This window comes from Pseudarthrobacter equi, assembly GCF_900105535.1.
In the GTDB taxonomy this organism is placed as follows: Bacteria; Actinomycetota; Actinomycetes; order Actinomycetales; family Micrococcaceae; genus Arthrobacter; species Arthrobacter equi.
Genome location: NZ_LT629779.1, coordinates 671,758 through 685,799, shown reverse-complemented (window position 1 = coordinate 685,799; position 14,042 = coordinate 671,758). Strand labels below are relative to the sequence as shown.

Annotated in this window: 13 protein-coding genes; 7 read left to right on the top strand and 6 right to left on the bottom strand. The window is 67.3% G+C overall.

The features are described 5' to 3' along the window. Position 1: 1 nt before the first annotated feature. Genes BLT71_RS03075 through BLT71_RS03060 form a run of 4 tightly spaced genes read right to left on the bottom strand, consistent with a single transcriptional unit; the run spans position 2 to position 3,572 of the window. Positions 2 to 406, bottom strand: a complete 405-nt coding sequence (locus tag BLT71_RS03075; RefSeq protein ID WP_015935582.1) for a universal stress protein — start codon at positions 404 to 406, stop codon at positions 2 to 4. Next, a complete protein-coding gene (locus BLT71_RS03070; RefSeq protein WP_091717481.1) occupies positions 403 to 1,962 on the bottom strand; it encodes a tripartite tricarboxylate transporter permease in 1,560 nt (519 codons plus the stop codon). The genes BLT71_RS03075 and BLT71_RS03070 overlap by 4 nt, the downstream gene beginning before the upstream one ends. Positions 1,963 to 1,971: 9 nt before the next feature. Then, entirely contained in the window at positions 1,972 to 2,556 is a 585-nt protein-coding gene (locus tag BLT71_RS03065) for a tripartite tricarboxylate transporter TctB family protein (RefSeq protein ID WP_091717479.1), read from the bottom strand. Between the two features lie 5 nt (positions 2,557 to 2,561). Beyond that, a complete protein-coding gene (locus BLT71_RS03060) occupies positions 2,562 to 3,572 on the bottom strand; it encodes a tripartite tricarboxylate transporter substrate binding protein (protein ID WP_091717477.1) in 1,011 nt (336 codons plus the stop codon). 140 nt (positions 3,573 to 3,712) lie between these two features. Between BLT71_RS03060 and BLT71_RS03055 the strand changes: the two genes are divergently transcribed. From BLT71_RS03055 to BLT71_RS03040, 4 genes are all read left to right on the top strand, one after another. After that, entirely contained in the window at positions 3,713 to 4,597 is an 885-nt protein-coding gene (locus BLT71_RS03055) for a LysR family transcriptional regulator (RefSeq protein WP_091717475.1), read from the top strand. Between the two features lie 174 nt (positions 4,598 to 4,771). After that, positions 4,772 to 5,686 carry a 5-dehydro-4-deoxyglucarate dehydratase gene (gene kdgD / locus BLT71_RS03050; protein ID WP_091717473.1) on the top strand — a complete coding sequence of 305 codons (915 nt, stop codon included), beginning with the start codon at positions 4,772 to 4,774 and terminating at the stop codon, positions 5,684 to 5,686. Between the two features lie 27 nt (positions 5,687 to 5,713). Then, positions 5,714 to 7,327 (top strand): aldehyde dehydrogenase (NADP(+)), encoded by a 1,614-nt coding sequence (locus BLT71_RS03045; RefSeq protein ID WP_091717471.1) that lies wholly within the window; start codon positions 5,714 to 5,716, stop codon positions 7,325 to 7,327. Then, the gene (locus BLT71_RS03040) at positions 7,324 to 8,652 is read left to right on the top strand and encodes an enolase C-terminal domain-like protein (RefSeq protein ID WP_091717469.1); all 1,329 of its coding nucleotides are present in this window, start codon (positions 7,324 to 7,326) and stop codon (positions 8,650 to 8,652) included. The genes BLT71_RS03045 and BLT71_RS03040 overlap by 4 nt, the downstream gene beginning before the upstream one ends. A 171-nt stretch (positions 8,653 to 8,823) precedes the next feature. Here the strand turns inward: BLT71_RS03040 and BLT71_RS03035 are convergent, their stop codons facing one another. Together BLT71_RS03035 and BLT71_RS03030 are read right to left on the bottom strand one after the other, a co-directional pair. Beyond that, the gene (locus tag BLT71_RS03035; RefSeq protein ID WP_091717467.1) at positions 8,824 to 10,062 is read right to left on the bottom strand and encodes a beta-ketoacyl-[acyl-carrier-protein] synthase family protein; all 1,239 of its coding nucleotides are present in this window, start codon (positions 10,060 to 10,062) and stop codon (positions 8,824 to 8,826) included. Between the two features lie 8 nt (positions 10,063 to 10,070). Further along, the gene (locus BLT71_RS03030) at positions 10,071 to 11,684 is read right to left on the bottom strand and encodes a peptide chain release factor 3 (protein ID WP_091717466.1); all 1,614 of its coding nucleotides are present in this window, start codon (positions 11,682 to 11,684) and stop codon (positions 10,071 to 10,073) included. A 141-nt stretch (positions 11,685 to 11,825) separates the two neighbouring features. On the opposite strand from BLT71_RS03030, the gene BLT71_RS03025 reads away from it, so the two are divergent. From BLT71_RS03025 to disA, 3 genes are all read left to right on the top strand, one after another. Continuing rightward, the gene (locus BLT71_RS03025) at positions 11,826 to 12,032 is read left to right on the top strand and encodes a hypothetical protein (RefSeq protein ID WP_091717465.1); all 207 of its coding nucleotides are present in this window, start codon (positions 11,826 to 11,828) and stop codon (positions 12,030 to 12,032) included. A 91-nt stretch (positions 12,033 to 12,123) separates the two neighbouring features. Continuing rightward, positions 12,124 to 12,615, top strand: coding sequence for a 2'-5' RNA ligase family protein (locus BLT71_RS03020; RefSeq protein ID WP_091717463.1), 492 nt, complete (start codon positions 12,124 to 12,126; stop codon positions 12,613 to 12,615). A 264-nt stretch (positions 12,616 to 12,879) separates the two neighbouring features. Beyond that, a complete protein-coding gene (disA, locus tag BLT71_RS03015; RefSeq protein WP_015935570.1) occupies positions 12,880 to 13,956 on the top strand; it encodes a DNA integrity scanning diadenylate cyclase DisA in 1,077 nt (358 codons plus the stop codon). The last annotated feature ends 86 nt before the right edge of the window (positions 13,957 to 14,042 follow it).

The window sequence follows — 14,042 nt, the reverse complement described above, 5'->3', positions numbered from 1 at the left end:
GCTAGAAGTTTCCGCCGTCGGCCTTGACGGCCAGCACGGGACGGTCGGCCTGCATCAGGATCTGCTGCGCGTGGCTGCCCAGGATGAACTTGCCCACCTGGGTGCGGTGCCGCAGTCCGATGACGATGAGCGAGGCATCCACCTCCCGGGCAACGTCCAGGAATTCGTCAGCGAGGTCATGCTGGTACGGCGGCTGGATGACTGTTGCCTTGATGCCCGCGGCCGTAGCCCGGGCAGCGGCCTCCGCCAGCACGTCCTCGGGTGCGACGGACTTGTCCACCAGCGCACCCTGGCGGGCCGAGTTCACGATGAACAGTTCCTGGTTCCGCAGTTGCGCCTCGGCGATGCCTGCGGTGAGGGCAGCCTCCCCGGCAGGTGTGGGGACGAACCCGACGATGATGCTCATACCTTCTCCTTGATGTTGTTGGCACCGTCGTTGTTGGTGCCGTCTCCGGCCGGGGCGGATGCCGCCGTCGTGCCCTTGCGCTTGGCGATTAGGCTGCGGATGCCCGGCATCAGTGCCACCAGGACGAAGACCGCCAGCAGGGTGGCCGAGATGGGCCGGGTGAAGAACCCGGTGGGGTCGCCATCGAACACCAGGAGCGAGCGGCGGAGGGAGCTTTCCAGCAGCTCGCCCAGGACGAATGCCAGGACCAGCGGGCCGGGTTCGAAGCCGAACTTCTTCATCAGGTAGCCCACCACGCCGAAGACCACCACGAGCGTCACATCGAACATGCTGTTGTTGATGGTGTAGGCGCCCAGCAGAGTGATCAGCGCGGTGATCGGGGCGAGGATGGCGGCGCGGACACGCAGGATCCGCACGAAGATTCCCACCAGCGGCAGGCTCATGATCAGGAGCAGGATGTTGCCGATGTACATCGAGTTCACCACTCCCCAGAACAGCTCCGGTTCCTGCTCCACGAGCTGCGGGCCCGGGGTGACGCCTTGGATCAGCAGCGCGCCGAACATCAGGGCCATGGTGGCGTTGGCGGGGATGCCCAGGGTCAGCAGCGGAATGAACGACGACGTTGCTGCCGCGTTGTTCGCTGTTTCGGGGCCGGCCACGCCCTCGGGCGCACCCTTACCGAAGCGTTCGGGCTGCTTGGCGCGCTTCTTTTCCATGGCGTACGAGGCCATGGAGGCGATGGTGGCGCCGCCGCCGGGAAGGATGCCGAGGAAGAACCCGAGCACGGAGCCGCGGCCGATGGCCCCGGAGGCGTGCTTCAGTTCTGCTTTCGAGGGCCAGACGTTGGAAACCTTCGACGGCGCTTTGGCGGCGCGGTGCCGCTCCTCCAGGTTGTAGAGGATCTCGCCGAGGCCGAAGATGCCCATGGCGATCGGCACGAAGTCGATGCCGTCCGCCAGCTGGATGCTGCCGAAGGTGAAACGGCTCTCGCCGGTGAAGATGTCCCGGCCCACGGTGGCCAGCAAGAGGCCCACCGACGCCGCGATCAGCGCTTTGGCTTTGGACCCGCCGCTGATGGTTGCCACGAGCAGGATGCCCAGCATGGCCAGCGCGGAATACTCGGGCGGTCCGAAGTCCAGGGCGAAGCCTGCCACCAGGGGCGCCAGGAAGGTCAGGCCGATGATGGCTGCCGTGCCGCCGATGAACGAACCGATCGCGGCCAGGCCCAAAGCGGTTCCGGCCTTGCCCTGCCGGGCCATCTGGTAACCGTCAAAAACGGTGACCACTGATGATGCTTCGCCGGGGAGCCGCAGCAGCACCGACGTGATGGTGCCCCCGTACTGGGCCCCGTAGAAGATGCCCGCGAGCATGATGATTGCCGTCACCGGCTCAACACCGTAGGTCAGAGGCAGCAGGATGGCGATGGTGGCGGCCGGTCCCAGGCCGGGGAGTACGCCGATCAGCATGCCGATGACGACGCCGACCAGGCAGTACAGGAGGTTCATCGGTTCCAGGACGACCGAGAAACCGTTAATCACAGGATTAAGAAAATCCACGGTGGTCTCCTAGAAGAGGTGGGGAATGGAGGTGCCCAGGGCCAGGATGAAGATCGCGTAGAACGCAACCACCACCAGGACACTGACCAGGATGGTTGAGCGCCAGGTTTCGCCGCCGAGGAATTTCATCCAGATGACGCACAGGACCAGGGCGGGGATTTCGAAGCCGATCACCGGCATCAGTGCAACCATCGTGGCGAGGGTGGCCAGGCCAATCAGCGGGGCGAACGACATCCGGGTGAATTTCTCGGCGTCCCGGTTGTGCCGGCCCAGGATCAGCTGGAAGAGCCCGAGCGCCACCATCACGCAGCTGGCCATGAAGGGCCACAGGCCGGGCTGCGGCGCGGACAGGGTTCCCAGGCCCATGGCCACCGAGAGGACCAGGGCGCCGATGCCGACGCCGAGCACCACCAGGGAGGACGCGGCGTTGGCCAGTGGCCCGGCAGCGGGAGGCTTCTCCTCTTCCCATTGCGCGGCGAGCTGCTCCGGGGTCAGGGCTTCGGGCAGTTCGTTGGGGGCGTCACTGGCGTCACCGCCGGGCGTGACGGCGGTGCTGCCGTCACGCCCGGCGGATACTGCTGGAGTTGTCTCCATGGTCCTTACTTTTTCCCGCCGAGGCTGATGTCGTACTTTTCCACCAGCTCCTTGTACTTCTCGGCGTAGCCCTTCCACTCAGTGACAACTTCCGCGCCGCTGAGCTCTTTGGGCGTCAACAGGTTCTTCTTGTTGAACTCTTTGTAGGCGTCGGTCTTGAAGGTGTCCTGGAAGGATGCCAGGAGCTTGTCCTTGACCTCCTGCGGGGTGCCCTTGGGCGCTGCCACCGCACGGTACTGGGCCACCGGGACGTCGTAGCCGGCTTCCTTGGCTGACGGCACGTCCGGCAGGAAGCTGTTGCGCTCTTCGGAGAAGACGAGCAGCGGGGAAACCTTGCCGGCTTCGATCTGCGCCATGGCCTCGCCCAGCTGGATGGTGGCCAGTTCAACCTGGTTGCCCAGGACGGCCGTGAGTGCGGGCTTGCCGCTGTCGAAGGGAACATCGGTGCCCTTCACGTTGGCCTGCTTGAACAGGACGGTCTGGGCCAGCTGGCTGCCGGTGCCCACGCCCGTGGTGCCGAACGTGACGTTGCGGCCGGCGTTGGTGACATCCTTGAAGCTCTTGAAACCTGACTGCTGGCTGGCCACGAGGACGTAGTCGTCCTGCGACAGCCCGGCAATGATGTCCAGGTCATCGATGTTTACGGCTTCGTCGGCGCTGACGGCCAGCGGGGTGATGGTGATCAGCGATGCAGTGAGCAGTACCAGCTCCTGGCCGTCTGCGGTCTTGCCTGCCACTTCCTTGGTGGCGAGGGCTCCGTTGGCGCCGGGCTTGTTGACCACCGGCATGGGCGAACCGAGGGTCTTGGTAGCCCCTTCAGCCAGGGCGCGGGCGATGAGGTCGGTGCTGCCGCCGGCCGCCTGGCCGACGGTGAGCGTGACCGGACCGCTGGGGAACTTGGACGAGTTGCCGGCAGCGGCGCCGCCGCCAACGTTGCCGCCGCATGCCGTCAGGGCCAGCAGCGTGACAGCCGACGCAGTGCCGAGGATCGCGCGGCGGGTGGGGAAGTGCTTCATTGGAACTCCTCATTAAGTCTCCGGGTGGGGCCCGGAACAATCTGTGAACCGGGTCACCCCGTTCGCTTTGTCGAGTGTAGGGACCGGTTATGATGCCTGTCTAAGCCCATATCTGCATCATTTGATACCCGGAAGGCATCATGTTTACTTTCGACCAGCTGGCCGGCTTCATCGCCGTGGCCGAGGAGCTCCACTTCGGCCGCGCGGCCGAACGGCTGAACATGACGCAGCCACCGCTGAGCCGGCAGATCCAGAAGCTGGAAAAGATCGTCGGGGCCGAGCTGCTGGAACGGGACAACAGGAAAGTCACCCTGACCTCCGCCGGCGAAGCCTTCCTCGACGAGGCCCGGCGACTGATGGCACTTGCCGAGCGGGCCCCTGTCACAGCCCGGCGGATCGCCTCCGGGCGGTCGGGTGTCCTGCGGGTGGGGTTTACCGCAGCAAGCGGCTTCAGCATCCTGGGCCCACTTCTGGGGGAACTGGCGGCCATCATCCCGGACGTGGACATCGACCTGCAGGAACTGGTGACCGGTGAGCAGCTCAGCGGCCTCCTCACCGGAGAACTCGACCTGGGGCTGGCCCGGCCGCCGTTCGACAGTGACACCTTCGATTCACACCTGCTCTACCGCGAATCCATGGTGATAGCGGTGCCGGTGGGGCACCCGCTGACGCTCTTGGCGCGGGACATCACAGCCGAGGACTTCAAGGACGAGCCCCTGATCATGCACTCCCCCAGCCAGGCCCGCTATTTCTACGACCTGGTGGTGCGGATGCTGCCCATCCGCCACGCCAACGTGGTGCACACCGTCAGCCAGATCCTCACCATGGTTTCCCTGGTGGCCGCCGGCCGGGGCCTTGCCTTCGTGCCCCACTCCGCCACCCTGCTGGGCATCAAGGACGTGGAGTTCCTGCCGCTCGAGGCCGGGCGCGGGGAGGAAGTGGAACTGCATGCGCTGTGGAACCGCAGGATCACCAACCCCGCTTTGGCCCGCCTGCTGCGCGACCTCGAATTCGCGATGGAGTGATCCCCGGGCTGGCCACGCAGCACGAGATGCCACTGGGCGCGTGCGGCATCATGATGCAACAAAGGTATCAATACATATAAAAATACACTTAGACAGGCATCAGCGGCGCTCCTACGCTGGGAAGGAATCATCAGCCTGCCGCCTTCGCGGCGCACACACCCGGAGGACCTCACCGTGGCAAAGTACACCCCCCAGGAACTGGCGGACACCCTCAAGGAAGGCCTGCTGTCCTTCCCCGTGACGTCGTTCGATGCCAACCTCCAGTTCGATGAGGAGAACTACCGCAAGCACCTGTCCTGGCAGGCAAGCTTCCCCGTGGCCGGCCTCTTCGCCGCCGGCGGCACCGGCGAAGGCTTCTCCCTGACCCCCGCGGAGTCCGAGCGCGTGGTCCGCACCGCCGTCGACGAAGTGGGCAGCCACGTTCCGGTCCTGGCCTCCGCCGGCGGATCCACCGCCCAGGCCATCGAAAACGCCCAGGCCGCGGAAGCTGCCGGCGCCGATGGCATCCTGCTCCTGCCGCCGTACCTGACCGAAGCCGACCAGGCCGGACTGGTGGAGCACGTCAGCGCCGTCTGCCGCGCAACGTCCCTCGGCGTGATCATCTACAACCGGGCGAACGCCATCTATAAGGACACCACGGTGGCCACCCTTGCGGACCGCCATGAGAACCTCATCGGATTCAAGGACGGCGTTGGCGACCTTGAACACGACGCCCGCGTCTACGCCAAGCTCGGCGACCGGCTCTTCTACCTCGGCGGCCTGCCCACCGCCGAAACATTCGCGCTGCCCCTGCTGCAGCTGGGCATGAGCACCTACTCCAGCGCCATGTACAACTTCGTTCCGCAGTTCGCGCTGGACTTCTACCAGGACGTCCGCAACCAGGACCGCGCCGCCGTCAACAAGAAGCTCAACGACTTCGTCATCCCCTACCTGGACATCCGCGACCGCGTGAAGGGCTACTCTGTCTCCATCGTCAAGGGCGGCCTGGACGCCATCGGCCGTTCCGCGGGCCCGGTGCGCACGCCGCTGCAGAACCTGGCGCCGCAGGACCTCGCGGACCTCAAAGCCCTCATCGCCACCGTTTCCTAGCCGTCACCGAAGACACAGGAGCAATCCATGACCCTCACCGGACATTCACTCATCGCAGGCCGGACGGTTGCCGGCGAAGGCAAGACCACGTTCGGGTTCAACCCCGCCACCAACGAGGCCCTCGACCCCGCCTACACGCTGCTCACCGAAGAACAGCTCGCGACGGCCACCACGGCAGCGAAGGAAGCCTTCCCCTCGTTCAGCACCCTGGACCCGGAAACCCACGCCGCCTTCCTGGAGTCCATCGCGGACAACATCGAAGCCATCGGCGATGAACTGCTGGTCCGCGCCGGCCAGGAAACCGGCCTGCCCGCCGCCCGGCTTACCGGTGAGCGTGCCCGCACCACCGGCCAGCTGCGCCTCTTCGCCGCCGTGGTCCGCCAAGGCGACTTCCGCGGCGTCCGCATCGACCCCGCCATCCCGGACCGGGCACCGCTGCCCCGCGCAGACATCCGCCAGCGGCAGATCCCGCTGGGCCCCGTGGCCGTGTTCGGCGCCAGCAACTTCCCGCTGGCCTTCTCGACGGCGGGCGGCGACACCGCCTCGGCCCTCGCCGCCGGCTGTCCCGTGGTCTTCAAAGCCCACAACGCCCACCCCGGCACCAGCGAACTCGTGGGCCAGGCCATCAGCAAAGCCGCCCAGGACAACGGCCTGCACCCCGGCGTGTTCTCACTGATCTACGGCCCCGGCTCCAGCATCGGCCAGGCCCTCGTGGCAGACCCCGCCATCAAGGCCGTCGGCTTCACCGGATCCCAGTCCGCAGGCATCGCCCTCATGAAGACCGCTGCCGCGCGCCCGGAACCCATCCCGGTGTACGCCGAAATGTCCTCCCTGAACCCCGTCTTCGTCTTCGACGGCGCCCTCGCCGGCAGCCCCGAAAGCATCGACGCCCTGGCGTCCGCCTACGTCACCGCCGTCACCGGATCCTCCGGGCAGCTCTGCACCTCCCCCGGCCTGCTCTTCGCCCCCGCAGGCGAGGCCGGCGACAAACTCGCTGCCGCCGTCGGACGCGCCGTGGCAGCCAGCGCCGGGCAGACCATGCTCACCGCGGGCATCGCCGGGTCCTGGAACACCGGAACCGAGGCACTCGGCGCAGCGGACGGCGTCGAACTCATTGGCCAGGGCACCCCGGGGCCCACCGAAAACGCCCCCGCACCGGCCATCTTCGGCACCGGCGTTGACCAGTTCACCACCAACCACGTCCTGCACCAGGAAATCTTCGGCGCAGCATCCCTGGTGATCCGGTACACCGGCACCGAGGACCTGCTCCAGGCAGCAGCCCGGATCGAGGGCCAGCTCACCGCGTCCCTGCACCTCACCGACGCCGACTACGCGACGGCGGCGCCCCTGGTCCCCGTCCTCGAACAGAAGGTAGGCCGCATCATCGTCAACGGCTGGCCCACCGGCGTGGAAGTAGGCCACGCCATGGTCCACGGCGGCCCGTTCCCCGCCACCTCGGACACCCGCACCACCTCCGTAGGAACCCTCGCCATCAACCGCTTCCTTCGCCCGGTGGCCTACCAGAACATCCCCCAGGAACTGCTCCCGGCACCCCTGCAGGACGCCAACCCCTGGCACCTCAACCGCCGAATCGACGGCGACGTCGTGGCAGCACCCGAGAAAGCAGAGGTTGGCGCATGAGTGGCCAGCCCACCATTGCCGGCGTTGAGGTAGTACCGGTCGCCGGGCACGACAGCATGCTGATGAACCTCAGCGGCGCCCACGGCCCGTTCTTTACCCGCAACGTGGTCATCCTGACCGACTCCGACGGGCGCACCGGCCTCGGCGAGGTACCCGGCGGCGAAAAGATCCGCACCACCATCGAGGAAGCCGGAGCCCTGCTCAAGGGCAAGCCCGTGGCCCGCTACCGCTCGCTGCTGCGCGACATCGCGGCGGAGTTCGCGGACCGCGACGCCGGCGGCCGGGGCCTGCAGACGTTCGACCTGCGCACCACCGTCCACGCGGTGACCGCCGTTGAATCGGCCCTGCTGGACCTGCACGGCCAGTTCCTCGGCGTTCCCGTGGCGGAACTGCTCGGCGATGGGCAGCAGCGCACCTCGGTGCCCATGCTCGGCTACCTCTTCTTCGTGGGCGACCACAAGCGCACGGACCTGCCGTACCTTGTGGAAGAGCACCCGGCTGACCGCTGGGAAGAGCTTCGCCGGCAGGAGGCCATGACTCCGGAAGCCGTCGTCGCGCTGGCCGAAGCGGCGCAGGAGCGCTACGGGTTCAGCGACTTCAAGCTCAAGGGCGGCGTGCTGTCCGGCGACGACGAAGTGGACGTGGTCACGGCCCTGGCCAAGCGCTTCCCGGACGCCCGGGTCACCCTGGACCCCAACGGCGGCTGGCTCCTGGACGACGCCATCCGGCTGGGCAAGCGGATGCAGGGCGTGGCGGCATACGCCGAGGATCCGTGCGGCGCCGAAGGACGTTTCTCCGGCCGCGAAGTCATGGCGGAATTCCGCCGCGCCACCGGCCTGAAGACGGCCACCAACATGATCGCCACGGACTGGCGCGAGATGTCCCATGCCATCCGCAGCAACGCCGTGGACATCCCGCTGGCGGACCCGCACTTCTGGACCATGCACGGCTCGGTCCGGGTGGCACAGCTGTGCAACGAGTTCGGCCTCACTTGGGGCTCGCACTCCAACAACCACTTCGATATTTCGCTGGCCATGTTCACCCACACCGGTGCCGCGGCGCCGGGTGAAATCACTGCCCTGGACACCCACTGGATCTGGCAGGACGGCCAGGGCCTGACCAAGAGCCCGCTCCAGATCAAGGGCGGCGCCATCGAGGTCCCGGCCGCACCCGGCCTGGGCATCGAACTGGACCGTGAAGCGCTGGACAGGGCGCACCAGCTGTACCTGGAGCACGGGCTGGACGCGCGTGACGACAGCATCGGCATGCAGTACTACGTCGACGGCTGGTCCTTCGATCCGAAGCGGCCCTGCCTGGTTAGGTAGGACTGCGGCAACAGCCCCGGACCGGGAGCGGTCCCGCGCCTGACGCTTAACGCCGTCCAAATCGCTGGAACGGTGCGGGGACGCTGAAACCAATCAGCGTCCCCGCACCGTTCCAGCGTCTCCGCGTCCAATTGGCTTGCGCGGGTTCGGCGTACGACGGCGGCAGATGGCTCAGTTGCCCGCGATCACCAGGGCCACGCTGTGCCCGCCGAAGCCGAAAGCGTTGACCAGCCCGGCGCGGGGAGACCCGGCGGCCAGTCCGTGAGACGTGTCGGTGACGACGTTCAGTTCCACCTCGGGGTCCAGTGCCTCCACGTTCAGCGTCCCGGGAAGCTGCCCAGTGCGCAGCGCTTCAAGGACCACGACGGCGGCCAGCGCACCGGCTCCGCCCAGCAGGTGTCCGGTGTGCCCCTTGGTGGAGGTCACGGGCACCTCGGTGCCGAAGATGGCGCGGATGGCCTGGCCCTCGAGCCGGTCCCCCACGGGGGTGGAGGTGGCGTGGGCGTGGACGAAGCCGATGTCCGCCGGTTCCATCCCGGCCGAGGCAAGTGCTTTCTGCATGACGCGGCGCTGCATGGCCGGGTCCGCGGCCACGATGTCGTTCGCGTCGGAGGTCACTGCACCCCCGGCAACTTCGCCGAGGATTGCGGCGCCCCGGGCACGGGCGTGGTCTTCGCTCTCCAGCACCACCATCCCGGCCCCTTCGGACAGCACGAAGCCGTCCCGGCCGCCGTCGAACGGCCGGGACGCTTCCGCCGGGTCACCCGGGCGCGTGGACAGCGCGCGGATCTGGGAAAAGCCACTGATCACGAGGTCGTTGACGGAGGCGTCCACACCGCCGGCAATGACGACTTCGGCAGCACCGGAGCGGATCATCTCGGCTGCCTGGACAATCGCCTCAGCCCCGGAGGCGCAAGCGCTCACGGGAGTACGCGCGCCGCCGCGGGCACCGAGGTCGATGGATACCCAGGCGGCGGGGCCGTTGACCATCAGCCGGGTCAGGGTGTGCGGCGATACCTTGCGCGGGCCTGAAGCCGCCAGCACCCGGTCCTGCTCGATGGTGGAACCCAGCCCGCCGTATGCGGAGCCGATCACCACGGCGAACCGTTCCGGGTCCACCTCAGGCGCGCCTGCCTGTGTCCAGGCTTCGCGGGCGGCGATGAGTGCCAGCTGGCCGCACCGGTCCATGCGCTTCAGTTCCCGGGTGCTGAGATGCTGCGAGAGGTCCGCGGACACCTGTCCGGCGATCTTGACGGGCAGCTGCCCGGCCCAGTCCTCGGTCAGGGCAGTGATGCCCGATTCCCCGGCGAGCAGCGCCTGCCAGGTCTCCGCCACGGAGGCGCCCAGCGGGTTGATGGTGCCGGCGCCGGTAACGAGGGCGCGCGGCTGGGCCGAGGTGGGTTCCGTCATTGGTGCCCTTACTTTGCGGGGTTGTGCGTGCCGATGGGCACCAGGGTCAGGTCGGGGTGGTTCTTTTCGATCCGGCGCAGGGCCCAGACGTCGTTGAACAGGGCGAGGTATTCGCCGTCGGACCGCAGGAGCACCTCCGCGCCCGGAACGTTGGCCAGCGCGGGCATGGCGTCCGCCGTCGAGATCCTGGCCAGCGAGTAGGGCAGGCGCTCCAGGCGCATGGGGGCGCTGAAGTCGTGCGCCATCCGGTCCTCCACCACCTCAAACTGCATGGGGCCGACGGCGGCGAGCACCGGCGCCTGGTCCCCGCGGACGTCGGAGCGGAGCACCTGGATGACGCCCTCATGTTCGAGCTGTTCGATGCCGCGGCGGAACTGCTTGAACTTGCTGGGGTCCTTGGAGCGGGCCACCTGGAAGTGTTCCGGGGCGAAGAGCGGGATGGCCGGGTATTCCACGGAGTCTTCGAGGAAGAGGCTGTCCCCCACGCGCAGGGAGGAGGCGTTGACCAGTCCCACCACGTCGCCGGGGTACGCCTCGTCGATGACTTCGCGTTCGCGGCCGAACACCTGCTGGGCGTACTTGGTGGCGAAGGACTTGCCAGTGCGGGTCTGGGTGACCACCATGCCGCGTTCGAAGACGCCGGAACAGACTCGGATGAAGGCCACATGGTCGCGGTGGGCCTTGTTCATGCCGGCCTGGACCTTGAACACAAAGCCCGAGAACGGCGATTCGACGGGGCGGGGGCTGCCGTCCACGTCGGGGCGGGGCGCCGCAGGCGGGGCGAAGTCCACCAGCGCGTCCAGCAGCTCCTTGACGCCGAAGTTGAGCGCGGCGGAGCTGAACAGGATGGGGGTGGCCTTGCCGGCGTGGAAGGCATCGACGTCGAACTCGAGGTTGGACTCGACCACCAGGCCTGCCTCATCGACGGCGTCGGACCAGTTGCTTCCCTGGCTTTCGGCGGCTTCCTCCGGCGTGAAGTACTCGGTAAGCGCGATCTGGGCGCCGGCGTTGTTGCGCTGGAACCGGGCGAATCGGTCGTTACGCAGGTCCCAGACACCGCGGAAGTCACCGGAGATGCCCACGGCCCAGGTGAGCGGCATGGGCTGCAGGCCTGTGCGTTCGGTGATCTCGTCCATCAGCGCCAGGGCGTCCAGGCCGGGCCGGTCCCACTTGTTGATGACGGTGATGATGGGCAGGTTCCGCTGCTTGCAGACCTCGAAAAGCTTCATGGTCTGGGTTTCCAGGCCCTTGGCGGCGTCCACCAGCATCACGGCGCAGTCGACGGCGGCCAGCACGCGGTAGGTGTCCTCGGAGAAGTCGGCGTGGCCGGGGGTGTCCAGGAGGTTGATGACCGTGTCCCGGTAGGAGAACTGCAGGGCAGCGGAGCTGATGGAAATGCCGCGGTCCTTCTCCATCTGCATCCAGTCCGAGACCGTTTCCTTGCGGTTGGCCTTGCCGCTGGAAGCACCGGCGGTGCCGATCACCTTGGCGTGCAGGGCGAGCGCTTCCGTGAGGGTGGACTTGCCGGCGTCGGGGTGGGAGATGACGGCGAAGGTCCTGCGGCGGCCCGCTTCCTTGTGAATCTCATTGATCCGGGCGGGGGTCAGGACATCTTGGGACACGGTGCTACTTTCGCTGCGGTTGCGGCTGGATGAAGCCAAAGTCCAATTTTATCGCAGGCCCGCAAACCGGCGCTGGTCCGCTTAACGCCCGCGAAACCGGCAGTTCAAAGCAGCGAAACGAGGGCCCGCTACCGTGGCGGCATGACGACGCCGGGCAACCCCTTCCACGATCCGTTCGCCTCCAGCATTGGTCCTGCCAGGATGCAGGAGCACACTACAGGCCAGGGTGACGCCGGGCCGCACCCGAAGGGCGTCCAGTCGGCGGCCGAGCTGAAGGCACTCCGGGCAGCATCGCTCGCCAGGGTCAGCAAGGACCTTGAGCGGATGCTCCGGGTCAGGGCCCGCTAGAAGCTTTCCTTCGCTTTCCCCTCCGGGCTTCCTGCCCGGCCTTGTGCTCCGGGATCACGCGGGTTGTGTCCTGAAAAGGCATGATGGGTGCATGCGCAGCATAGAGCTGGTGTTCGACGACGGCACGGAGTCCGCCATCCGGGCCGACTGGGTGCGGCTCGCCGAGGCCGGGCTTCCGAGCCTTGCCAGCCATACCGGCGCCAGCAACCGGCCCCACCTTACGCTCGCGGCCGGGGCGGAACTCCTGGTGCCGCCCCTTCACGCGTTCGATGGGGCTCTTCCCATGGAGGCCGCCTTCTCCGGCGTGCAGGTCTTTGCTGCCGGGCGGGACAGGTATGTCCTGGCCCGGTCCGTGGTGCTGACCACCCCGCTCCGCAAAGTGCACCAGCGCCTGCACCGGGAGATCGGAGGTGCCGTTCCGCAAACCCTCCCCGGGGCCTGGACGCCGCATGTCACCCTGGCCCGGCGGGTTACTGGTGAACAGCTGGGCCAGGCCCTGGATCTCCTGGACCTCCGGCTCAGCGGGCACATTGCGGGTGCACGGCTGTGGGACAGCAGCACAAAGTCGGTCACCGGGCTCTGATTTTCTTCGGCGGACGCAGCCGGGCTCAATCTGGCTGCTGCCCCGCGGCCAAAGTGCATGCTGCGCGCGGTGCGGCGCATGCCCGGTCCGGGCGTTTCCGGCCCACCCCCAATGGTGCACTTTGGGGCTTGCCCATGCGGAATTTGGGGGAGGTTGCCCCTATCATTGTGCTTGCGGGAAAATGAGTACTTTTGATCCGGCCGGTGCAACAGGGATGCCGGCATTCTTGCGGGGTGTCTTCCCGCACCTTTGAAGGGAAAACTTATGGCGCGGAGCCCCGAAGAATCACTCAGGGCGACTCTGGGCAGGGTGGCCCCGGGAACTCCCCTCCGCGACGGACTTGAACGCATCCTCCGCGGCCGCACCGGTGCACTGATCGTGCTGGGCTCGGACCGTACAGTGGATTCGATCTGCTCCGGCGGCTTTGACATCGGCATCGAGTTTTCACCGACGCGCCTGCGTGAACTGGCCAAAATGGACGGCGCCATCATCTGCGACAAGGATGCCGGCAACATCCTGCGCGCCGCAGTCCAGCTGGTCCCCGATTCCAGTATCGAAACCCAGGAATCCGGAACCCGCCACCGCACCGCCGAGCGCGTCGCCATCCAAACCGGCGTTCCCGTGGTGTCCGTCAGCCAGTCCATGCAGATCATCGCCCTGTACGTCAACGGCCTGCGGCACGTGCTGGAGGGCTCCGAGAAAGTCCTGGCCCGCGCCAACCAGGCCCTGGCCACCCTGGAACGCTACCGTGCCCGGCTGGACCAGGTCACCAGTTCTCTGTCCGCCCTGGAGATCGAGGCGATGGTCACCGTCCGGGACGTGGCCGTGACGCTGCAGCGGCAGGAGATGGTCCGCCGGATCTCGGAGGAAATCTCGCAGTACGTGCTGGAACTGGGCGAAGACGGCCGCCTCCTCTCGCTCCAGCTCGATGAACTGACTGTGGGCCGCGGGCCCGGCAGCGACGTCATCATCCGCGACTACGCCGGCCCGGACGCCTCGCCCGAGGACATCGACAAGGCCGTCAGCGCCCTCCTGAACCTCGGCCCCACCGAGCTGATCGACCTCGGCAAGATTTCCGGGATTATCGGCTTCGCCGGCGGCGTGGATACGCTCGACGCCATCGTCCAGCCCCGCGGCTACCGCCTGCTTTCCGGGCTGAAGGCCGTCCCCAAGGCCGTAGCGGACCGGCTGGTGGACCACTTCGGCGGGCTGCAGTTCCTGATGGCCGCCACCATCGATGACCTGATGACCGTTGATGGCATCGGCGACCAGCGTGCACGGACTGTCCGTGAAGGCCTCAGCCGGATGGCCGAAGCCAGCCTGCTGGACCGCTTCCTCTAATTCACGCACCCCCGCCGGTACCGCCCCAAAGGTTGGCCTCAAGCCGACCTGAAGCAGGTCCGCGGTGGGAAGGTCCCCGGAGGAAG